General features: G+C 74.1%; 21 protein-coding genes and 1 tRNA gene. 10 read left to right on the top strand and 12 right to left on the bottom strand.

The features are described from left to right. Window positions 1-63: 63 nt before the first annotated feature. Both ACFQPP_RS04485 and ACFQPP_RS04480 read right to left on the bottom strand, forming a co-directional pair. On the bottom strand, window positions 64-1,386 hold the full coding sequence (locus ACFQPP_RS04485; protein ID WP_376915354.1) for an SLC13 family permease: 1,323 nt from the start codon (window positions 1,384-1,386) through the stop codon (window positions 64-66). Between the two features lie 171 nt (window positions 1,387-1,557). Beyond that, complete coding sequence (locus ACFQPP_RS04480; protein WP_376915353.1) at window positions 1,558-2,919, bottom strand: homoserine dehydrogenase; 1,362 nt, start codon at window positions 2,917-2,919, stop codon at window positions 1,558-1,560. A 165-nt stretch (window positions 2,920-3,084) separates the two neighbouring features. Here ACFQPP_RS04480 and otnK point away from each other — a divergent pair, with 165 nt between their 5' ends. From otnK to ACFQPP_RS04465, 3 genes are read left to right on the top strand one after another with little or no spacing between them, the layout of a single operon-like run. Beyond that, window positions 3,085-4,320 (top strand): 3-oxo-tetronate kinase, encoded by a 1,236-nt coding sequence (gene otnK, locus ACFQPP_RS04475; RefSeq protein ID WP_376915352.1) that lies wholly within the window; start codon window positions 3,085-3,087, stop codon window positions 4,318-4,320. Continuing rightward, entirely contained in the window at window positions 4,317-5,015 is a 699-nt protein-coding gene (locus ACFQPP_RS04470; protein WP_376915351.1) for a class II aldolase/adducin family protein, read from the top strand. Before otnK ends, ACFQPP_RS04470 begins: the two co-directional genes overlap by 4 nt. 15 nt (window positions 5,016-5,030) lie before the next feature. Continuing rightward, on the top strand, window positions 5,031-5,837 hold the full coding sequence (locus ACFQPP_RS04465; protein WP_376915350.1) for a DeoR/GlpR family DNA-binding transcription regulator: 807 nt from the start codon (window positions 5,031-5,033) through the stop codon (window positions 5,835-5,837). A 139-nt stretch (window positions 5,838-5,976) separates the two neighbouring features. On the opposite strand, the gene ACFQPP_RS04460 is transcribed toward ACFQPP_RS04465, so the two are convergent. Then, on the bottom strand, window positions 5,977-7,134 hold the full coding sequence (locus ACFQPP_RS04460; protein ID WP_376915349.1) for a Vms1/Ankzf1 family peptidyl-tRNA hydrolase: 1,158 nt from the start codon (window positions 7,132-7,134) through the stop codon (window positions 5,977-5,979). A gap of 195 nt (window positions 7,135-7,329) precedes the next feature. Between ACFQPP_RS04460 and ACFQPP_RS04455 the strand changes: the two genes are divergently transcribed. From ACFQPP_RS04455 to ACFQPP_RS04430, 6 genes are all read left to right on the top strand, one after another. Further along, window positions 7,330-7,689 carry a DUF6804 family protein gene (locus ACFQPP_RS04455; protein ID WP_376915348.1) on the top strand — a complete coding sequence of 120 codons (360 nt, stop codon included), beginning with the start codon at window positions 7,330-7,332 and terminating at the stop codon, window positions 7,687-7,689. Between the two features lie 38 nt (window positions 7,690-7,727). Further along, window positions 7,728-8,018: a thioredoxin gene (locus ACFQPP_RS04450; RefSeq protein WP_376915347.1), complete on the top strand. Its 291-nt coding sequence runs from the start codon at window positions 7,728-7,730 to the stop codon at window positions 8,016-8,018. Between the two features lie 105 nt (window positions 8,019-8,123). Further along, window positions 8,124-9,146, top strand: coding sequence for a 3-oxoacyl-ACP synthase III (locus ACFQPP_RS04445; protein WP_376915346.1), 1,023 nt, complete (start codon window positions 8,124-8,126; stop codon window positions 9,144-9,146). A 34-nt stretch (window positions 9,147-9,180) separates the two neighbouring features. Then, entirely contained in the window at window positions 9,181-11,841 is a 2,661-nt protein-coding gene (locus ACFQPP_RS04440) for an alpha/beta fold hydrolase (RefSeq protein WP_376915345.1), read from the top strand. After that, entirely contained in the window at window positions 11,838-12,806 is a 969-nt protein-coding gene (locus tag ACFQPP_RS04435; protein ID WP_376915344.1) for an NAD-dependent epimerase/dehydratase family protein, read from the top strand. The genes ACFQPP_RS04440 and ACFQPP_RS04435 overlap by 4 nt, the downstream gene beginning before the upstream one ends. Before the next feature lie 90 nt (window positions 12,807-12,896). Next, a complete protein-coding gene (locus ACFQPP_RS04430) occupies window positions 12,897-14,216 on the top strand; it encodes an Ig-like domain-containing protein (protein WP_376915343.1) in 1,320 nt (439 codons plus the stop codon). Window positions 14,217-14,308: 92 nt separating this feature from the next. Here the strand turns inward: ACFQPP_RS04430 and ACFQPP_RS04425 are convergent, their stop codons facing one another. Next, a complete protein-coding gene (locus ACFQPP_RS04425) occupies window positions 14,309-14,788 on the bottom strand; it encodes a hypothetical protein (RefSeq protein ID WP_376915342.1) in 480 nt (159 codons plus the stop codon). 229 nt (window positions 14,789-15,017) lie between these two features. On the opposite strand from ACFQPP_RS04425, the gene ACFQPP_RS04420 reads away from it, so the two are divergent. Further along, window positions 15,018-15,320 (top strand): DUF427 domain-containing protein, encoded by a 303-nt coding sequence (locus ACFQPP_RS04420; RefSeq protein ID WP_376915341.1) that lies wholly within the window; start codon window positions 15,018-15,020, stop codon window positions 15,318-15,320. Window positions 15,321-15,458: 138 nt separating this feature from the next. On the opposite strand, the gene ACFQPP_RS04415 is transcribed toward ACFQPP_RS04420, so the two are convergent. The 8 genes from ACFQPP_RS04415 to ACFQPP_RS04380 all read right to left on the bottom strand — a co-directional run bounded on the left by ACFQPP_RS04415 (window position 15,459) and on the right by ACFQPP_RS04380 (window position 21,748). After that, entirely contained in the window at window positions 15,459-16,334 is an 876-nt protein-coding gene (locus ACFQPP_RS04415) for an oxygenase MpaB family protein (protein ID WP_376916749.1), read from the bottom strand. A gap of 204 nt (window positions 16,335-16,538) precedes the next feature. Next, a tRNA-Pro gene (locus ACFQPP_RS04410) sits at window positions 16,539-16,612 on the bottom strand. 74 nt (window positions 16,613-16,686) lie between these two features. Beyond that, the gene (locus ACFQPP_RS04405) at window positions 16,687-17,205 is read right to left on the bottom strand and encodes an NUDIX domain-containing protein (protein WP_376915340.1); all 519 of its coding nucleotides are present in this window, start codon (window positions 17,203-17,205) and stop codon (window positions 16,687-16,689) included. A 263-nt stretch (window positions 17,206-17,468) separates the two neighbouring features. Continuing rightward, on the bottom strand, window positions 17,469-18,968 hold the full coding sequence (locus ACFQPP_RS04400; protein WP_376915339.1) for a S10 family peptidase: 1,500 nt from the start codon (window positions 18,966-18,968) through the stop codon (window positions 17,469-17,471). Between the two features lie 11 nt (window positions 18,969-18,979). Continuing rightward, window positions 18,980-19,759 carry a 4'-phosphopantetheinyl transferase family protein gene (locus tag ACFQPP_RS04395; protein WP_376915338.1) on the bottom strand — a complete coding sequence of 260 codons (780 nt, stop codon included), beginning with the start codon at window positions 19,757-19,759 and terminating at the stop codon, window positions 18,980-18,982. Continuing rightward, entirely contained in the window at window positions 19,756-20,556 is an 801-nt protein-coding gene (locus tag ACFQPP_RS04390; RefSeq protein ID WP_376915337.1) for an ABC transporter permease, read from the bottom strand. Before ACFQPP_RS04390 ends, ACFQPP_RS04395 begins: the two co-directional genes overlap by 4 nt. Next, on the bottom strand, window positions 20,553-21,536 hold the full coding sequence (locus tag ACFQPP_RS04385) for an ATP-binding cassette domain-containing protein (protein ID WP_376915335.1): 984 nt from the start codon (window positions 21,534-21,536) through the stop codon (window positions 20,553-20,555). Before ACFQPP_RS04385 ends, ACFQPP_RS04390 begins: the two co-directional genes overlap by 4 nt. Continuing rightward, window positions 21,533-21,748, bottom strand: coding sequence for an MbtH family protein (locus ACFQPP_RS04380; RefSeq protein WP_376915334.1), 216 nt, complete (start codon window positions 21,746-21,748; stop codon window positions 21,533-21,535). Before ACFQPP_RS04380 ends, ACFQPP_RS04385 begins: the two co-directional genes overlap by 4 nt.

Genomic DNA, 21,748 nt, shown 5'->3' with positions numbered 1-21,748 from the left:
GCCCCGCACGACGATGCGGCGGCATCCCGTGGTGGGATGCCGCCGCATGTGCTGCACAGGGAGCTAGCGCCCGAGGAAGGGCACGACGAGCAGCAGGAGCGTGACGACGGGGCCGATGACGACCATCGACAGGCCCCACGTCGCGAGGTGCCGGTACAGGCGCGGGCGGTCGTCCTCGTGCCCGGAGGCGACGATCGTCGCACCCGTCGTGCCGAACGGCGCGCAGTCGACGAGCGACGCCGAGATGGCGAGGGCGTAGATGAAGCCCGTCATCTCGAGGCCGCCACCGGGCACGAGCAGCGGCACGGCGAGCGGGATGAGCGCGCCGATGATGCCGATCGTCGACGCGAACGCCGACACGAGCGCCGCGATGACGCACATGACGAACGCGGCGATGAGCGGCACGCTCACCGAGCGCGCGACCTCGCCGAGCTGGTCGATCGCACCGAGGCGCGTGAGCACGCCCACGTAGGTGATGATGCCGCCGAGCAGCAGGATCGTGTTCCAGTCGATCATCCCGAGCGCGCGCTTGCCGACCTTCGGGTCGACGAGGGCGAGCAGCACCGCGAGGGTGAGGGCGACGGCGCCGAGGTTGAGGTCGATCTCGAGCATCGTGACGGTCGCGAAGCCGACGATGAGCACGGGGATCGCGATGAGGGTGAGCAGGCCGTAGCCGCTGAGCCGCACGGGGGCCTCGGTCTCGGTGCGGGTCGCGGTCGCGACGGCGGTGCGACCGCCCGAGCCGAGCGGCGCATCCTCGGCCGCGGCGGCCTTCGCGGCACGGCCGCGCGCGATGAGCTCGCGGCCGCCGAACATGAGGAACGCGACCGACGACACGAGCAGGTTGATGCCGATCGAGAGGCCGAACATCAGCGCGGGGTCGTACGCGATGTCGGCGGTGCTCGCGACGGTCATGACCGTGATGCCGACGATGCTCGTCGGGGCGAGCGCCCCGCCGACGATCGCCGACGACATGAAGATGCCCATCATCGTCGAGTGGATGCGGTGCTTGTGCGCGAGCGACATCGCGATCGGCACGATCGTGAAGGCCGCGTGCGACGTGCCGAGGCACGCGACGAGCGTGCCGACGAGCAGCATGGCCCACGGGATGAGCGCGACGCGGTCGCCGATGAGGCGCACCGAGCGGTCGACGAGCCAGTCGACGGCGCCGACCGTGCGGGCGATGCCGAACAGGTAGGTGATGCCGAGCAGGATGAGCAGCGCGTCGACGGGGAAGCCGCCGAGCACGTCGTCGAGCGGCTCGCCGACGACGAGCACGCCGACGAGCAGCGCGGCGACGAGCGCGAGCGCCCCCATGTGGACGCCGCGGATCGCCGAGATGGCGAACACCGCGACGAGGACGAGGAGGGCGATGACCTCGATCATGCGCGTGCCTCGGCGGCTCGCTCGGGGGTGGGTGGCAGGTGCATCGTCGTCGATCTCCTCGGTGCGGTGCTGGGGTGGGATGGGATGGGGGTGGTGGTGCGGCGTCGTGCCGCTGGCGCCGCTCGCTCGACGCGTCGAGCCTCGTGCCGTCGGCGCCGGCGGCTCGACGCGTCAGGCGCCGAGCGCCAGGCCCGTGCGGTAGGCCTCGAGCGCACCGGCTGGCACGCCGTCGAGGTCGGCGAGCGACACGAGCTCGCCTGCGGGCACGTCGCGCAGGAGGCGCGCGCCGGACAGCAGGTAGTAGGGCGCGATGGCTCCGGAGTCGGGGGCGACGAGCACGGGTGCGACGCCGGCGATCTCGTGGTGGTGGCCCTCGACGCGGAAGGTCGTGCCCGCGGCGAGCGCATCCGTCGAGCGCGCGGCCATGATCGTGTGCTGGCGCGGCTCGCGGAGCGTCGCCGTGCCGTCGACGGCTGCGGCGATCGTGAGCGGCGTCTCGATGCCCATGTAGTGGTACGGCCAGTAGATGGCGGCGAAGTCGCCCGAGCGCGAGACGACGTGTCCCTTGCCGCGCAGCGTCTCCCACGTGACGGGATCGCCCGTGCGCACGATGACGAAGACGCCGCCTGCGAAGGATGCCTCGCCCGGCAGGCGCAGCATCGAGAAGACGTCGACGGCGCCCGTGCGCTCGATGAGGCCGCCTGCGTCGCGCGTCGCGTAGACGTCGGCGAGCTCGTCGGGCCGCACGACGGGGTAGTGCATGCCCTCGATGTCGGCGACGGCGCCCGTGTACAGCGACACGACGTTCATCTCGCACGCGTCGGCGGCGGCGGAGCGCTTCAGGCTCGCCACCTGGGCGGCGCGCGCGTCGAGGGTCGCCCGCACGTCGTCGCCCAGCCGCAGGTGCTCGGCGAGGCCGGGTGCGTCGATCGTCGTGCCCGCCTGGTCGACGACGCCCGTCGCGGGGTCGAACCGCAGGTCGTACTCGCTCGACTTGCCGAGCGCGACGATCTCGAAGCCGCAGGCGAGCACCCAGTCGACGAGCCGCAGGAGGTCGGCGGGCTGGTCGCCGTCGCCGGGCAGGTACGCGAGGCCCTTGGCCCGGGCCTTGGCGGCGAGCGCGACGCCTGCGACCGACTCGATCTCCTTCGAGACCATGACGACGTGCACGCCGTGCTCGAGCGCCGCGTCGGCGTAGGCGTGGCCGGCCTCGATGCGGCCCGTCGCCTCGACGAGCACGTCGATCGAGTCGAGGTCGATCGCGGCGCCGTCTGCGACGAGCGCGAGGCGGCCCTCGCCGACGGCGGCTGCGGTCTCGGCGGTGGATGCGGGGGTCGCGACGCGATCGGCGTCGACGCCGAGCTCGGCGAGCATGCGCGTGACGCCGGCGACGTCGGGGTCGACGAGCTGCACGGCCTCCATGTCGGGCAGGCGGCGCAGCTGGTCGAGCAGCGTGCGACCGTAGCCGCCGTTCGCACCCGTGAGGGCGACGCGGATGGGCGTGCTGCGCCGGGGCGCGATGCTTCGGATCACCATCGTTCCTGATTCGTCGTCGAGGTCGATCGCCATGGGAGGCGAGCGACGCCAACCATAACGCAGTTTCACATCCTGTCAACAATCGTCACAGATCATCACGTAGAGTGGATGCCGTCACCGGCGATGGGCCGATGGCCGAGCCGCCCCGACCCCTGGAGCCCCATGCACATCGGAGCCGTCGCAGACGACTTCACGGGCGCGACCGACCTCGCGACCACGCTGCAGGCACGCGGCATGCGCGCCGCCGTCGTCGTCGCCGACCGCCCGGTCGACGCCGCCGAGCTCGAGCATCTCGACGCGGTCGTCGTCGCCCTGAAGTCGCGCACCGCCCCCGTCGCCGAGGCGGTCGCAGACTCCATCGCCGCCCTCGAGCGCGTGCTCGGGTGGGGCGCCGACCGCGTCTTCGTGAAGTACTGCTCGACCTTCGACTCGACCGACGAGGGCAACATCGGACCGGTGCTCGACGCCGTGCGCGATCGCCTCGGCGTCGATCGCACGGTCGTCGTGCCCTCGTTCCCCGCGAACGGGCGCACGGTCGAGGGCGGCGAGCTGCGGGTGCACGGTGCGCTGCTCGAGGAGTCGCCCATGCGCCACCACCCGCTCACCCCCATGACGCGTTCGCGCGTGCGCGACCTGCTGCAGCCGCAGACGCCGACGCCCGTCGACGAGATCGGCCTCGACGTCGTGCGCGAGGGCGCGGATGCGCTGCGCGCCGCGATCGACGCCGCACGCCCCGGCTACCTCGTCGTCGACGCCGTCACCGACGGCGACGTGCGCACGATCGCCGAGGCGACCGAGCACCTGCGCCTGCTCTCCGGCGGGGCGGCGCTCGGCGCGGGCATCGACGCCACGGGCGGTCACGGCGCGACCCCGCTGCCGACCTCCACGAGCGGACGACTCGTCGTCGCGGGCTCCGCATCCGAGGCGACGCGCGGCCAGGTGGCCGCCGCGGTCGCCGCCGGTCACGCGACGCTGCGCGTCGACGTGGACGCGGCGCTCGCCGACGCCGACGCCGAGGCCGAGCGCATCGCCGCATGGGTGCGCTCGCTCGACGCCGCCTCGCTGCCCGTCGTCTACTCGGTCGGCGACCTCGCCGACGTGCGCGACGACGCCGGCGGCGCAGCCGCAGCCGCCGTCGAGCAGGTGCTCGCGGGCCTCGTGGCCCGGCTCGTGCGTGCAGGCGACGTCGACCGCGTCGTCGTCGCAGGCGGCGAGACGAGCGGCGCCGTCGTGCAGGCGCTCGAGGTCGGGTTGCTGCGCATCGGCCCGCAGCTCGCACCCGGCGTGTGCTGGAGCGGCGTCACGACGCCCGAGGGCCGCGACGTCGCCATCGTGCTGAAGAGCGGCAACTTCGGCGCACCCGACCTGTTCTCGACCGCGTGGGAGGCCCTCGCATGAGCACGGCATCCACCGATCGAGCGCCGCTCGACGACGCCGCGCGCGCGCTCGTCGACGCCGGCCGAGCGCTCGTCGACGCCGGCCTCTCCCCCGGCTCCTCCGGCAACCTCTCGGTGCGGGTCGGCGACCGCATCCGCATGACGGGCACGGGGGCGAGCCTCGGCGCGCTCGACGCGGCCTCGCTGTCGACGCTCGACGCCGCCGGCACCCTGCTCGAGGGCGCGCGGGCGTCGAAGGAGGTGCCGCTGCACCTGGGCATGTACGCGCGCGACGCACGCCACGCGGCCGTCGTGCACGTGCACTCGCCGTACGCCGTCGCGCTGTCGTGCCTCGCGCCCTGGTCGGACGAGTCGGCGATCCCGCCGCTGACGCCCTACGTGCTCATGCGCGTCGGCCAGGTGCCGCTGCTGCCGTTCGCGGCGCCGGGCGACGCGGCGCTCGGCGCGCTCGTGGCCGACTGCCCGCATCCGTTCCGCGGCGCGCTGCTCGCGAACCACGGCGCGATCGTCGCCGGGGAGGATCTCCCGACCGCCGTGACCGCCGCGATCGAGCTCGAGGAGGCGTGCCGCATCGCCGTGCTCACGGCGGGCGCCGAGCGTCGGCTCATCGCCCCCGAGCAGGTGCGCGAGATCGCCGACCGCTGGGGCATGCCGTGGACCGGGTCGTACGGCGCCTCCGAGGCCTCGCGCTCGTAGGCTGGCGGCACCCGCATGTCGACGAGGAAGGGGCCGCTCGTGAGCGAGGCAGCACCGCTGATCCCCGAGCAGCGCCGCGAGTCGATCGTGCAGCATCTGCAGCGCGAGCGCGTGCTGTCGTTCCGACAGCTCACCGAGCTGCTGGGCGTGAGCCACATGACGGTGCGCCGCGACGTGGCCGTGCTCGAGGAGCAGGGACGCGTCGCCTCGACGCCCGGTGGCGCCAAGCTCGCGCCGCGGCTGCTGGCCGAGCCGAGCCGCGAGGTGAAGGCGGGCGTCGACGTCGCGGCGAAGGATGCGATCGCGCGCGTCGCGGCCGCCTTCGTGCGCGACACCATGACGATCTACCTCGACGCGGGCACGACGATGCAGGCGATGCGGCCGTACCTGCAGGACGTCGCCGACCTCACCGTCGTCACGAACGACCTCGCGACGGTCGAGGCCTTCCTCGACCATCCCTCGATCGACCTCATCGCCGTCGGTGGCCGCGTCGAGCGCTCGAACCTGTCGACGATGGGACGCCTGGCACGGCTCGTGCTCTCGGAGCTCTCGATCGACGTGGCGTTCGTCTCCTCGTCGTCGTGGGATCTGCAGCACGGCGTGACGACGCCCGTCGAGGCGAAGGTCGAGGCGAAGCGCGCGGCGATCGACGTCGCCGAGCGGTCGGTGCTCGTCGCCGACGCGTCGAAGTACGGACGCTTCGCGAAGTACCGCGCGCTGCGGCTCGACGAGGTCGACGCCGTCGTGACGGATGCGGCGCTCGACCCCGCCGCCGCCGGCGACCTGCAGGCGGCGGGGCTCGACCTGCGGCTCGCGGGCTGACGCCGCAGCGCCGTCGCGTCCGCTGCGCCGTCGCGCCCGCTGCGCCGTCGCGCCCGCTGCGCCGTCGCGCCCGCGGCGCGTCGCGTCCGCTGCGCCGTCGCGCCCGCGGCGCGTCGCGTCCGCGGCGTCGTCGCGTCCCTCAGGCGCCCGCCTCGTCGCTCCACCGCAGCAGCGCGACGGGCTCGCGCGGCGGGCGGTCGTCGCGCGGCGCGTCCGGCGCAAGGGGCTCGTCGTCGACGACATGCACCGTCGCCCCACCGAGGATCGCGGCGCGCGCGAGCGCCTCGCCGGCATCCACCGTGGCGATCGCCGTCGCGTCGCCCGGCTCCGCGTCGCCGCCCGCGACCCACGGGGCGCCGTCGAGCACGTCGAGGCAGCGGCCCGTCTCGGCGTGGCGCGCGTCGAGCACGAGCTCGGCGACCTGCGCGCGTTGCAGCGCGTGCACGACCTCATCGACGCCGTGCGCGCCCGCGGCACCGTCGCGCGCCGCAGCGCGATCGTGCACGCGCTCGACCTCTGCGCGCCGATGCGCGTCGACCGCCGACGCGATCGCGGCGTCGAGCGCCTCCGAGCCCGCCCCGTCGGCACGCGTGTGCGCGTCGACCTCGACGAGCAGCTCGGCGCTCGCCGACGCGAGCCGCTCGCGCAGCAGCTGCCTCGCCCGCACGTCACCAGCAGCGACGACGAGCCGCGGTCGATGCTCGCGCACCAGCCGGTCGACGACGGCCGCGACCTGCGCCTGCGTCGCCGCCCACACCTCCTCGACGTAGTGCTGGTACTTCGCGTCGCCGAGGCCGCCCGTCGAGACCTTCTGCAGCTCGTCGTCGCGCCCGACGACCTCCTCGACCACGTCGGGCTCCGGCGCACCGGCCGTCTCGAGCCGCACCTGCGCACCCTCGCGGCCCGTCTCGACCACGACGACGCGCACGGCGCCGGCGCGCTGGCGCAGGAGCGGCAGGATGCGCGGCACGGCACCGTGCTCGATCGCCTCGCCCTCGACGCGGGCGCCCGCGAAGTGCTCGTCGACGACGACCTCGCCGTCGCGCACCGCGACGTAGCGCGTCGACGGGCTCGGCACCCGCGACTCGGCCGCGAGCGCCGCGACCACGGCATCCACGTCGCCCTGCGGCGCACCTGCCGCCGCGAGCCGCTCGACGAGCGCCCGCTCGCGCGCATCCTCCGTCGACCGCGGCTGATCCCCGGGGCCGTCGACGTACGCGATCGTCCATCCCGAGCGCCCCGCGCCATCCGGCGCCTCGCCCTCGAGGATCGACTGCAGCTCGGCCAGGTCACGCATGGGTCTCCTCGTCGTCGATGTCCGAGCGACCCTACGAGAGGGGCCGTGCGGCGCTCGCGGGGGTTGACCCTCGACCGGTCGTCCGAGAGGCTGGAGGGCGGCGCCGGCGGATGCGACGACGAGGTCCTCTGCCGGGGTCGACGGCCGGATGCGGCAGGATCGAGGGGTCCCTCCCCCCGCCGACCGAGGAGCCCGATGCCGCCGTCCAGCCGCAGCCGCGACCGTGGTCGCGACCCGCAGCCGTCGTTCCAGCGCAACGCGCTCGTGCCCGGCATCCTCGGTGCCGTCGCATGCTTCGTCGGGCCGGCGCTCGCCGGGCAGGAGCCGTACGCGGCCGTGCTCCTCGTCGTCGCGATCCTCGCGCTCATCCAGGCGTACTTCGCCGGCCAGGCAGGGCACTGGTGGTGGGTGCCCGTCTTCGGCGCGATCGCGGTCGCGTGGAACCCCGTGTTCCCGTTCGACCTCGAGGGACCGTGGTGGACGGGAGCGCACGTCGTCGCCGGCGTCCTCTTCCTCACGGCGGGCGCGCTCGTGCGGTCCCCCAGGGACGACTGAGGCGGAATCCCCGCGCCGCATCGACGGTTGACCACCGCATGACCGACCCGCAGGCTCCCGTCGCCGTGCTCGAGCTGTTCTCGACGTCGTTCTGCGGTGCCTGCAGGCAGACCCGCGCCGTGCTCGATCGCGCTGCGACGCTGCTGCCCGGCACCGTCGTCGTGGAGCACGACCTCGCGTTCGAGCCCGAGCTCGGCGAGTCGCTGTCGATCACCCGGTCCCCCACGACCATCGTGCGCTCCGCGACCGGCGAGGAGCTGCTGCGCGCGGCGGGCGTGCCCTCCGTGCCGCAGGTGCTCGTCGCCGCCGAGCGCGCGCTCCACCCCTAGCGCATGAGCGCCCTGCGGGCACATGCCGTTCGAGGACTGTGCGTACGGGCGTAAAATGGTCGCTCTTGACCCATGCGAGCCGAGGGCTCGCTCGACGGAGGTCCCGTGGCCGGCAACGCCACCACCAGATTCGAGAACGCGTCCCTGCTGTCGGTCGCGAGCACCCTGCCCAGCAAGGTGACGACGTCCGACGACATCGAGGAGCGGCTCGCACCAGCCCTGCGCAGGCTCCGGCTGCGCAAGGGCATGCTGCGTCGCGTCGCCGGCGTGCTCGAGCGACGCAACTGGATCGACGGCGAGTCGACCGACGAGGCGACGATCGACGCCGGGCGGCGCGCGCTCGCGCAGGCCGGCGTCGACGCGAGCGAGGTGGGGCTGCTCGTCAACACGTCGGTGACGCGCAAGCACCTCGAGCCGTCGGTCGCCGTGCGACTGCACCACGGCCTCGGGCTGCCGTCGTCGGCCATCAACTTCGACGTCGCGAACGCGTGCCTCGGCTTCGTCAACGGCATGAGCCTCGCCGCGAGCCTCGTCGACTCCGGCCAGGTGCGCTACGCGATGGTCGTGAACGGCGAGGACGCCGACGAGATCCAGACGAACACCGTCGAGCGCCTGCTGGCGTCCGACGGCGACCGCGAGGCGTTCATGAGCGAGTTCGCCTCGCTCACCCTCGGCTCGGGATCCGCCGCCGCGGTCATCGGGCGCAGCGACGAGCACCCCGACGGCCATCGCATCCTCGGCGGCGTCACGCGCGCCGCGACGCAGTTCCACGACCTGTGCGTCGGCAGCGTCGACGGCATGTTCACCGACGCGAAGGCGCTGCTGAAGGGCGGGCTCGACCTCGTCGTCTCCGCCTGGAAGGAGGCGGCGCCCGAGTGGGACTGGGCGACCATGGATCGCTACATCACGCATCAGGTGTCGTCGGTGCACACGAACGCGATCGTGAAGGCGGCGCACCTCGACCGCGACCGCGTGCCCGTCACGTACCCGCAGCTCGGCAACGTGGGCCCCGCATCCATCCCCATCACGCTCGACCAGCAGCAGTCCACGCTCGCGAAGGGCGATCGCGTGCTGCTCATGGGCGTCGGATCCGGGCTCAACACGGCGATGATGGAGCTCGCGTGGTGACCCACGCGGCACCGGGCACGGGGATGCCGCGCGCATGACGCAGCCCGCCTCGCTGCCGCCCGAGGGCTTCCCCGGTCTCGACCCGCGGTGGAGCCGCATCGTCGAGACCGACGGCCGCGGACTCGACGAGGGGCGCCGCCGCCGGTGGCACTGCCTCGACACCGCAGCGGTGCTCGAGGAGGCGCGGGCGCCCATCGCGGGCACGATCCTCGCCGTGCACGGCAACCCGACGTGGTCGTACCTGTGGCGCGCGCTCGCGGCCGCGACCGTCCGCGCTGCGGGGCCCGAGGCGCCCGCGTGGCGCGTCGTCGCCGTCGACCAGCTCGACATGGGCTGGTCGGAGCGCACGGGCGTGCACCGACCGCTCGCGCAGCGCGTCGCCGACCTCGCGGCGTTCACGGACGCCGTGAGCCTCGAGGGCCCCGTGGTGACGCTCGGGCACGACTGGGGCGGCGTCGTCTCGATGGGCTGGGCCGTCGACCATCCCGAGTCGCTCGCGGGTCTCGCGCTGCTGAACACCGCGATCCACCACCCGGGGGGCGTGCCCATCCCGGCGCCGCTGCGGCTCGCGGGCGCGCGCGGCATGCTCGCCGCCTCCACCGTGCGCACGACCGCCTTCCTCGACACGACGCTCGCGCTCGCCTCGCCCGCCCTCGAGCCCGCGGTGCGCGCGGCGTACCGATCGCCGTACGCGACGGCCGAGCGACGCGGCGGCATCGGCGGCTTCGTCGCCGACATCCCCGCCGACGAGCACCACGAGTCCCGGGCCGAGCTCGACCGCATCGCCGCGGGCGTCGCGAGGCTCACCGTGCCCGCGCTCATGCTGTGGGGTCCGCGCGACCCGATCTTCGGCGACCGCTACCTCGACGACCTCGCCGACCGCCTGCCGCACGCAGACGTGCACCGCTTCGAGGGTGCCGGCCATCTCGTCGCCGAGGACAGGCCGTACGCGGATGCGGTGACGACATGGCTCTCGGAGCGGCTTCCGGGCGGCGCAGGGGCTGCCGGAGCGGCCCCGCCCGCCGAGCCCGCCGCCGCCGCGCCGGATGCATCCTCCTCGCCGATCTGGGCGGGCCTCGACGCACGCGCCGACGATGACGACGTCGCCGTCATCGACATGGCGGTACGCCCCGGGCAGCCGCCGCGCGAGGTCACCTGGCGGCAGCTCGACGAGCGCGTGCGCAGCATCGCCGCCGGGCTCGCGCGGCTCGGCGTCGCCCGCGGCGACCGCGTCTCGCTGCTCGTGCCTCCCGGCCCCACGCTGACGGCCGCGCTCTACGCGTGCCTGCGCATCGGCGCCGTCGTCGTCGTCGCCGACGCGGGCCTCGGGGTGCGCGGCCTCACGCGCGCCGTGCGCGGCGCGTGGCCCGACGTCGTCATCGGCGAGACGCCCGGTCTCACCGCGGCTCGCGCGCTCGGCTGGCCGGGCCTGCGCATCTCGGCGCGCCGCCTCCCTGCCGCCGCCCGTTCGGCGCTCGACGTCGCGCACAGCCTCGGCGAGGTCGCAGCCCTCGGCGCCGGTGCGGCCCTGCCGCCCGAGCCCGACGCCGACGACGAGGCAGCCATCCTCTTCACCTCCGGCTCGACGGGCCCGGCGAAGGGCGTCGTCTACCGCCACCGGCAGCTGTCGGCGCTGCGCGACGTGCTCGCCGAGCACTTCGCGATCGGCCGCGACACGGGGCTCGTGACGGGCTTCGCGCCGTTCGCGCTGCTGGGTCCCGCGCTCGGCACCCGCTCGGCCACGCCCGACATGGACGTGTCCTCGCCGCGCACGCTCACGGCCACCGCGGTCGCGGCCGCCGTGCGCGCATCCGAGGGGCGCATGGTGTTCCTCTCCCCCGCGGCGATCCTCAACGTGGTGGCGACGGCGGATGCGCTCACCGACGACGACCGGGCCGTGCTCGAGGGCGTCGGCACGTTCCTGTCGACGGGCGCGCCCGTCGCGCCCGCGCTCCTCGCCTCGGCGCAGGCGCTCATGCCGAACGCGACGCCCCACACCCCGTACGGCATGACCGAGTGCCTGCTCGTGACCGACGTGACGCTGGACGGCATCCGTGCCGCGGAGTCGTCGTCGGATGCGGGCGTGTGCGTCGGCGCCCCGATCGGCGCGAACCGCGTGCTCGTGAGCGCCCTCGACCCGTCGGGCGCCGCGACGGGCGAGCCCTCGGATGCGCCGGGCGTGCTCGGCGAGGTCCTCGTGTCGGCGCCGCACCTGAAGCACGGCTACGACCGCCTGGCGCTCACCGACCGCGAGGCGGCGCGCGACGTGCCCCGCGACGGTCGCTGGCACCGCACGGGCGACGTCGGCCATCTCGACGCCGACGGACGGCTGTGGATCGAGGGCCGCCTCCCCCACGTGCTCGTGACCGCCGACGGCGCCATCGCGCCCGTCGGCGCCGAGCAGGACGCCGAGCGCGTCGACGGCGTGCGTCGGGCGGCCGTGGTCGGCGTCGGCCCCGTCGGCCTGCAGCAGGCCGTCGCGGTCGTGGAGACCTCCGCCGGAGCCCGGCGCGCAGGGCTCGCGGATGCGTCGCTCGCCGCGGCCGTGCGCGCGAGCGCGCGCATCCCGATCGTCGCCGTGCTCAAGGTGCCCGCCCTGCCCACCGACATCCGCCACAACTCGAAGATCGATCGCACGCGCCTGTCGGCGTGGGCGGATCGGATGCTCGCCGGCGAGCGGGTGGGTGCGCCGTGATCGTGCTCGTCACGGGTGCCTCGGGGTTCCTCGGCCGCGCCGTCGCCTCGGCGCTCGTCGCCGCAGGGCACGAGGTGCGCACGCTGCAGCGTCGCGCAACCGGCGTCGCGGGCGCCCACGACGTGCTGGGGTCGATCGCGGATGCGTCGGCCGTCGCCCAGGCCGTCGCAGGCGTCGACGGCGTCGTGCACCTCGCGGCGAAGGTCTCGCTCACCGGCGACCCTGCGGAGTTCCGCGCCGTGAACGTCGACGGCACGCGCGCGCTGCTCGATGCCGCGGCAGCCGCGGGCGTCGGCCGCTTCGTGCAGGTGTCGTCGCCGTCGGTCGCGCATGCGGGCGCGGCGCTCGTCGGCGTCGGCGCCGAGCCCGCGTCCCCCGGTCACGCGCACGGCGACTACGCGCGCACGAAGGCCGAGGCCGAGCTGCTCGCGCTCTCGCGCGACGGTGCGGCGATGCACGTCGTCGCCATCCGCCCGCACCTCGTGTGGGGGCCCGGCGACGCGCAGCTCACCGAGCGCATCGTCGACCGCGCCCGCCGCGGCCGCCTGCCGCTGCTGAACGGCGGCACGGCGCTCGTCGACTCGACGTACGTCGACAACGCCGCATCCGGCATCGTCGCGGCACTGCATCGCGCCGACGCCGCGCACGGCCGCGCGTTCGTGCTGACGAACGGCGAGCCGCGTCCCGTCGGCGACCTCATGGCCGGGATGTGCGTCGCGGCGGGCGTGCGGCCTCCGCGCGTGAGCATCCCCGCGGGCGTCGGCCGCGTCGCCGGGTCGCTCGTCGAGCGCGTCTGGGCCGTGCGTCCGGGCGCGGACGAGCCGCCGATGACGCGCTTCCTCGCCGAGCAGCTCTCGACGGCGCACTGGTTCGATCAACGCCCCATCCGCGAGGCGCTCGACTGGGCGCCGTCGGTGTCGATCGACGAGGGCCTCGCGCGACTCGCTGCGTCGTACGGGCGCTGAGGGTCTGCGGCGGCGCGGGGCCGTCGACTTCCGGTGACATCTCGCCGTTCGGCGGCGTCGTCATGCGCGCCCGCGCCTAGCGTGACGCCCATGCCATCGATGCTCCGTCGCACCGCCATGGGCGCGTGCGCCATGCTCCTCGCCGCCGCGGGCCTCGTCGCGTTCGCGGGGCCCGCGCACGCCGCGACCACCACGCTCACGTACACGGTGTCGCCCTCCGATCCCATCGCATCCCGCGTCGGCGGCTCGGCTGGGCCGTGCACGCTGCCCGCCGTCGGCGTCGACGTGCACTATGCGATGGCCGTCGTGACCGTCGACGTCTCGGGCGGCTACCTCGGCTCCGACCTGTACCTCACGGGCGGCGACGGCCTCATCGCCTTCTACGATGCCCCGTTCGACCCGGCCGACCCGACGGCGGGATGCGTCGGCTCGATCGACGACGCGAGCTTCGGCACGGCGGTGCAGCTCGAGGCGGGCACGCCGTACTACCTCTTCCAGTCGACGTACTACGCGGGGTCGACCGGGGTGTTCGGCTTCGAGATCTCCGGGCCCGGCACGCTGTCGGTGGCGTCGTCGGTCGCGCCGACGACCACGGCCGTGACCTCTGACGCGGCCACCGTGACGCAGCCCGCGGCGTCGCTGCTGACGGCGACGGTCGCGGGCTCGTCGGTTACCGGGACGGTGGAGTTCCGCGATGGGAGCACGTCGCTCGGCTTCGCGTCGGTCGTCGGCGGTGTCGCGTCCTTGTCCGTGGCACTGCCGCCGGGCGTACGCAGCATCACGGCCGTCTACTCGGGCGACGCGGCGAACGCGCCGTCGGTCTCGCCGCCGTACCTGCAGACCGTCGTGCCGGCGGTCGCGCCGACGGCGACGACCACCACGGTGACGTCGGACGCGAACCCGGTCGCAGTCGGTGGCAGCGTGCGGCTCACGGTGTCCGTCGTGGGCGCTGGTGCGACGCCGACCGGCACGGTCGAGCTGTTCGACGGCACCGTCTCGCTCGGCTCCGCTCCGCTCGTTGGCGGCGTCGCTGAGCTCACCGTCACGCTCGCCGCCGGCTCGCACGCGATCACGGCGGTCTACTCGGGCGACGCGACGAACCTCGCCTCGACGTCGGCGGTGCTGACGCAGGTGGTGACCGCGCCAGCGGTCGATCCGACGACGACGCCGAGGCCGGCGCCCGGCACCCCGGCTCCTGGCACGCCCGCTCCCGGTGGCCCTGCCGTGACCGCACCCGGAGCGTCGGCGCCGCGCGCACCTGCGCCCGCACCTTCTGCCGTCGCCGCCTCGAGCACGCACCGACTGCCGCAGACGGGCGCGGACGCCGCGGTGCCTGCGACGCTCGCCGCCGTGCTGCTCACGGCCGGCACAGCGATGCTGCTCGCGACGCGACGACGAGCGCAGCCCTAGGGTCCTCGCGAGTGCCCCCATCCGACCGAACGTCGGATGGGGCCTCTCACCGACCCCGGTGGCGAAGTCACGGTCCTCATCGGCTCCTTGAGCTATCGGGGCCCGCTGCTCGAAGGCTGCCGCTCGCTCCCGGGCGCGCTCGCTGTCGACGTTCCGATCGCAGCGATCGTCGCCGCGACCGCCGTCACGGGCACGGAGGCAGCGCATGCGAGACCGACGTAGCCCGACGCGTCGGACTCGGATGTCGCCGAATACGTCTGCGCGAAGAGCACCAGGCTCGCCCCGCCGATGGCCAACGCCAGCGCCGCCGTCCTCGCGGCACCGGCGAAGCGCGTGACCGATGCCCACAGCGCACCGAGACGGATTCCAGTCACGATGAGACCGGCCATGCAGGACATCGTCAGGAGCCACTGCACCGACGACCCGATGAAGGTCGCGATGACGTCGGGGTGCCGATTGGTGACTGCAAGCACGACCCAGGCGAGCACCGCCCCGAGGAATGGTGCCGCCACCGGGAGCCAGCGTGCGGGCTTCCGCTTCATCGCCGCCTCCTCCCCGTTGCCGTCGCGCATGCCGGATGCGCCGAGCCCAGGCAGGAGGCAACCACAGACGACGGGCCGGGCCATCGAGATCGGCACAGAACGTCGACCCCGGTTGAACGGGCGGTCAGGAAAAGGGCGGCGAACCGGCCTCGTACGTGCCGAGGTCTCGCCGCGATGCAAGCCATGGCGGCCGCTGGGAGTCGTCGGCTAGCGTGCGGACGAGGGCGAACAGCCCACCGCAACGAGACGGAGCGAAGCCATGCAGGCAATCATCGACGGGGTCGTCGTCGCCGACGCACCCACGGAGGACCTCGTCAGCATCGAGGGCAACCACTACTTCCCGCCGTCGTCGCTCGACGCAGCCGCGTTCAGCGACAGCGACACGCCCTACACGTGCCCGTGGAAGGGCGTCGCGCAGTACCACGACGTCACCGCAGGAGGCACGACCCACCACGATGCCGCGTGGAGCTACCCCGAGCCCTACCCCGCCTCCTTCGACCGGGTCGGCACGGACTACAGCGGCTACGTGGCGTTCGACAAGCGGCAGGTCACGTTCGCCTGAGCGGCGCCGCCCTCGTCCGGCCGTGTCGTACGTGCCCGGACGCGACGAAGCCCCGATGCGATCCGCGTCGGGGCTTCTGCCGTCCGGCTGACGGGATGCGCACCTGCGACCCCTCGCAGAGGGCTCCGCTCGCCGGCGCTACAGGCCCAGCCGCCGCAGGCGCAGCCGCGCCATGTCCTGCGCGCGGGGGCCGGAGCCGAGGGCGCGCTCGACCACGCGGAGGATGATGCGGGTCGCCGTCTGCACCGGCAGCCACGAGCGACGCAGCCCGAGCATGCGTCGCACCCGCGGCGGGAGGGTCGCGACGGCTGCGGCGAACAGCACCCGGTAGGCGACGCCCATGAGCCCTTCGAACGGGGGCTTCCGAAGGAAGCGCACGACATCGTCGACGCGTTCGTCGCGGCGCAGCTCGCCGCGGTCGAAGAAGCCGTCGATCTCGGCGCGCAGCGCAGCCTCGGTGGCGGGCGGGTCGGTCACGCGCATCAGGCGCCCGGCTGTCGCCCAGTCCGCGACGTACGCGTCGGCGCCGCCGGGGATCGGGCGCCCGTACGCCTGGTGGCTCCGCAGGAACGCGTCCGTGAAGGCGAGGTGCACCCATCGCACGAGGTCGGGCGCGTCGGCGCTGTAGGGGCGCGCGGCGCCGTCGCCGGCGACGTACTCGCCCCGCACGCGCCCGTGGTAGCGGCCGACCCGGGCGGTCTCGGCATCCGCCTGCGCCCTCGACCCGTAGGTGAGCGTGATGACCCAGCGGACGGTGCCCGTGAGGCGCGCGATCGGATCCTCGCGGTAGCGCGACCAGTCGTGCACGCCGGCGAGGGCGCCAGGATGGAGCGCCTGCAGGAGCAGTGCGCGGATGCCGGCGACCAGCGTGCCCATCCCGGCGTGGACGGTCCACGCCGGTCCGTCCTCGACGAAGTAGCCCGCGTCGTCGCCATCCGCGATCGCTCGGACGTAGGGCGCCATGCCGGTCGGGTCGCCTGCGAGCGCCGTGAGCAGTCGGCCGCGGATCCGCATCAGGAAGGGAGGAGCGGAGTCGGACGTCACGCCACCAGCCTGCCACCGCGGCGGCCGGCAGGCCCGGAGTCCTGCGTGGCCCGATGACGCTCTGCGCGATCAGGTGCGGGCAGTCGAGGGCGACGACAGAGGCCCCATCCGAGCGGAACTCGGACGGGGCCTCTCGCCTTGTGTTTCCTGGGGACTTGGCCCCTGGAAGTGCTGTCGGGCTGACAGGATTTGAACCTGCGACCCCTTGACCCCCAGTCAAGTGCGCTACCAAGCTGCGCCACAGCCCGTGGCTTGCCCCATCTCGCGATCGGGCCTTGGAGAGTCTAGCCGCACTTTCGCGTCGCCGCTGACCAGGAGCGCGTCAGATCGGGAAGCGCTCGCGGATGTCGGCGCGCAGGCCCGGCCAGGCGGCGGCGAAGCCCGGATGCAGGTCGAGCGCGTCGAGGTCGGCGGCGGGCACCCAGCGCAGCGCATCCGACTCCGCGTCGCCGATCACGGGCTCGAAGGCGCGTGTCGCACGTGCGACGACCGTCGTGTACGACCATGCGTCGAGGTCGAGCACGTGCTCGAAGAGCAGCTCGAGCGCGTCGCGCGGCACCGACGCCTCCTCCGCGGCCTCGCGCAGCGCTGCGTCGAGCGCGGGCTCGCCGAAGCGGCGCGCGCCGCCCGGCAGCCCCCATGTGCCGCCGAAGTGGCCCCACGCTGCGCGCAGCTGCAGCAGCACGGCATCCGACTCGGGCTGCCACACGAGCAGGCCCGCGGCGCCCGCGAGCCCCCAGAACCGGCGCCCATCGGGCAGCTCGACCCACGCGTCCGCGGGGTCGCGGTTCGCCGGGTCGCGCAGGTGCTCCGGCGGCAGCGGTCGGTCGGGCACGGGCATCCCCCGACGCTATCGCCCCGCCACGCCGGTGACTGGTCGCTTCGCGCGTGCGGGAGCGACCAGTCCGCTCGGGAGACGACCAGTCTGCGCGCGGAACGACCAGTCAGAGCACGAGACGACCAGTCAGCGCGTGGAACGGTCAGTCAGCGCGCGAGACGACCAGTCAGCGCACCAGACGACCAGTCAGCGCGTGGAACGGTCAGTCAGCGCGCGAGACGACCAGTCAGCGCACCAAACGACCAGTCAGTCCAGCCCAGCCCCGCTCAGCGCGCCGTCGCGCTCCGCACGAACGCCGCGAGGTCGGCCGCCTGCTGCACGCGCGAGGGCTCGTGCACGTACATCATGTGGCCGGCCTCGTAGTAGCGGCGCTCGACGTTCGCGTGCAGCGCCTCGGGGATCTGCAGGTGCGCGAGGTCGTCCTCCGCGCAGCCGAACGGCGTCGCGCCGTCGTAGTAGCCGAAGGCGACGTGCACCTTGAGGTGCGGGTTCTGGCGCATCGCCCGCGAGAGCCGATCGAGCACCGTCACCGACGCGTTCTCGAACTCCTTGTACGACCACTCCTGGATGACGCCCGGTCCGAAGACGTGGAACGGCGATGCGTCCTCCACGCCGAGCTCGGCGCGCAGGTAGTGCTGGTACGCCGCCGAGTACGGGCCGAGGATCGCGTCGATCGACGGATCTGCGTCCTGGTGCTCGGCGATGCCCGAGGCGGCGTAGCCCGTGAATCGCGAGTCGATGCGGCCCACCGTGAGGCCCTCGTCGCGGCGCAGCTCGCCGAAGTAGCGCCAGTGCTCGAGGCGCAGGTCGGAGCGCGACACGTAGTCCTCGGAGACGCCCGTGAGGCGCGCGATCGTGGCGACGGCCTCCGCCCGCTCCTCGGCCGTGAGGCGCGAGCCGCGCGCGAGCACGTAGGGGTAGTCGCGCTCGGCGTACGTCTCGGCCTCGGCGACGACCTCCTGCAGCGAGCGGCCCGGGTGCTTGCCGTGGAAGTGCGCCGTCGCCGCGTAGAACGACAGGAAGCGCGGGTACGCGGCGTCGTTGCCGACCCTGAAGTCGTGCACGCCGAAGTTGAGCACCGCCGAGATGAGCATGAGGCCGTTCAGGTACATGCCCGAGCCCTGCAGGTGCTCCGCGAGTGCCGAGGCCCTCGTGGTGCCGTACGACTCGCCTGCGAGCAGCTTCGGCGACAGCCACCGCCCCTCGGCGGTGACCCACTGGCGGATGATCTCGCCCACCGACTCGACGTCGGCGGTGAAGCCGTGGAAGTCCTTCGCCTTCCCGCCGTCGACGACGCGCGAGTGCCCGGTCGACACGGGGTCGATGAGCACGAGGTCGGAGACGTGGAGGATGGTCTCGGGGTTGTCGGCGATGCCGTACGGCGGTGCGTGCAGGTCGCCCGCGTCGCCCATGACGACGCGACGCGGACCGAGCACGCCCATGTGCAGCCACACGCTCGCCGAGCCCGGGCCGCCGTTGAACGCGAACGTCACGGGCCTCGTGAGCGGGTCCGCACCGTCGAGCGTGTACGCCGTGACGCCCACCTGCGCCTTCGCGACGCGGCCCTTGCGCACGCCGTCCTCGACCTCGTCGGCGAAGAGCACGACGCGACCGGCGCGGGCCGTGTACGCGAGGTCGCCGCCTGGCGTCGACAGGGTGTGCTGCGTCGTCACGAGTTCGTCGACCACCGTCGGCGGTGCAGGCGAGGCCGAGGCGTCGGAGGGGGTGGATGCTGCGGGCTTCGTGGTGTCGGCGTCGTCGCTCATCCCCATCGACCCTACTCGGGGCCGCCGACGCCGCCGGCGAGGTCGGCGGCCACCCACCGGCGGATCGGCTGCGGCGCCGACGCGGCGAGCACGCCCCACGCATCCTCGCCGACGTCGACCGAGGTCACCCACGACCCCGCCGCCTCGCGCACGTCGGTCGACGCGACGGGGCGCCATGCCCCGGGGTCGAGCACGCCCGCCCCGGTCGGCCAGCCGCCCGGGGTCTCGACGCCCGAGATCCGCAGCCGCGCCGGCGCCGCGCGCAACCCGAGGCCCGCGGCCTTCAGCACGGCCTCCTTCTCGGCCCACACGCGGATGCGGTGCGCGACGCCCGCCTCCCCCGCGGGCACCGCACCACGCTCCTCGGGATGCAGCACGTACTCGTCGAACCCCGTCCACAGCTCGGTGCGCAGCAGCTCGACGTCGACGCCCACCCGCGCCTCGCCCGCGCCCACCGCGACGAGCACGTGGCCGCCGGACGTCGAGGTCGAGACCGACAGGCCGTCGATGCGCGGCTGCCCGTGCGGCGCGCCGCAGCGCACGCACGTGCGGTCGACGGGCAGGGATGCCGCGCGGGCCACGGGGATGCCCGCGCGTGCCGCGACGAGCATCCGCAGCGCCGCTCGGCCCGCGAGCGTGCGACGCGCGTCATCGGCGCGCACCTTCGCGTCCGCCGCCTCGCGGTCGGCGTCGTCGACGAGCGCCCGCGCGCCGGCACCGCGGGCCGCGCCCGCGACGCGGTCGGCGATCGCGTGCACGTCGTCGACCGACGTCGCGAGGACGTCGATCACCGCCGGCTGATCCTGCGGTACTGGTGCACGGCGATGGGAGCGAAGATCGCGATGATCGCGATGCAGCAGAGGAACGCGTACAGCAGCGCGTTGTCGGCCGGCCACCCGCCCGCCGTGGCGAAGCCCGCCGGCGCGTCGTTGCCGAAGCCCTGCCGCACCGCCGTCGCGACGGCCGTGACCGGGTTCCACTCGGCGATGACGCGCAGCGGGCCGGGCAGCATGTCCGCCGACACGAAGGCGCCCGAGATGAAGCACACCGGGAAGAGCCACAGCAGGCCGAGGCTCTGCGCCACCTCGACGCTGCGCGCCGACATCGCGATGAACGCGCCCACCCAGGAGATCGCGAACGCGTACAGCAGCAGCAGGAGGAAGACGACGACGATCTGCAGCACGTCGGCCTCGAGTCGCCAGCCGATCGCGAACCCGCACGCCACGATGACGACGATCGAGATGACGCTCGTCACGAGGTCGGAGGTCGTGCGACCGAGGATCACCCCGACGCGCGACATCGGCAGCGCACGGAAGCGGTCGATGAGACCCGTCTGCAGATCCTTCGCGAGGTACACCGCCGTGAACGACGAGTTGAAGGTCAGCGTCTGCGCCAGGATGCCGCCGATGAGGAATTGGCGGTAGTCGTCGCCGCCGAGCGCACCGCCGAAGACGAACGCGAGGATCAGCACGAAGATGATGGGCTGGGCGACGCCCGTGACGAGCGCGCCCGGCGTGCGGCGCACGCCCGTGATGTTGCGGCGCGCGACGATGCCCCCGTCGCGCAGCGCGGATGCGATGGACGTCATGCGGGCACCTCCTCGAGGGCCGTGGCCCGGTCGTCGTCGTCCGCGTCGTCGGATGCGGTGCTGCCGGTGAGGCGCAGGAACACCTCGTCGAGCGTCGGCTGCCGCAGCGCGGCCTCCAGCACCGCGACGTCGGCCTGCGCGAGGGCGCCGAGCACGGTGCGCAGCGACTCGGCGCCGTGCGGCGCCGCCGTCGACAGCAGGCGCGCGCGCACGTCGACCGCGACGTCGGGATGCGTCGGCCGCACGGCGACGAGCGCGGCATCCGCGTCGGCTGCCGAGGCGAGCACGACGTCGACGCGCGTGCCGCCCGCCTGCGCCTTCAGCTCGGTCGCGGTGCCCTCGGCGATGATGCGGCCGGCGTCGATCACGGCGATGGCGTCGGCGAGCTGGTCGGCCTCCTCGAGGTACTGCGTCGTGAGCAGCACCGTCGTGCCGCCCGAGGCGAGCGACTCGATGGCATCCCACGTGTCGCGGCGGCCGCGAGGGTCGAGACCCGTCGTGGGCTCGTCGAGGATCACGACGGGCGGCCGGGCGACGATGGCGCCCGCGAGGTCGAGGCGGCGACGCATGCCGCCGGAGTACTGGCCGGCGCGGCGCGTGTCGCCGACGTCGTCGAGGCGGAAGTCGCGCAGCAGCTCTCGTGCGCGCGCCTTCGCCTCACGGCGGCGCATGCCGTAGAGCTCGCCGACCATCGTGAGGTTCTCGAAGCCCGTGAGCTTCTCGTCGACCGCCGCGTACTGGCCCGAGACGCCGAGGCGCGAGCGCACGGCGTGGCCCTCGGTGCGCACGGAGTGCCCGGCGACGAACGCGTCGCCCGCATCCGGGTCGAGCAGCGTCGTCAGCACGCGCACGGTCGTGGTCTTGCCAGCGCCGTTCGGGCCGAGGAGACCCTGGACGGAGCCCGTTGGGATCTCGAGGTCGACGCCCGCGAGGGCCTGATGGTCGCCGAAGCGCTTCGTGACGCCCTGGATCGAGATCACGAGGCGGCGCGGTCGCGCTCGCGGTCGACCACGGGGGCGATGTCGGTCCAGTGCTCCGTCACGTACGCGAGGCCGTCGGCCTTCGACGCCGGGCCGAACACGGCCACCCAGCCGCGCGGCACGTCGGCGAACTCGGGCCACAGCGAGTGCTGGTTCGCCTCGTTCACGAGCACCCGGAAGGTGCCGTCCTGGTCGTCGAAGGGGTTCGTCAT

The sequence above is a fragment of the Agrococcus sp. GCM10030265 genome, assembly GCF_042666675.1.
GTDB lineage: Bacteria > Actinomycetota > Actinomycetes > Actinomycetales > Microbacteriaceae > Agrococcus.
The sequence above is the reverse complement of the archived record's forward strand: the minus strand, read 5'-3'. Positions and strand labels throughout refer to the sequence as shown.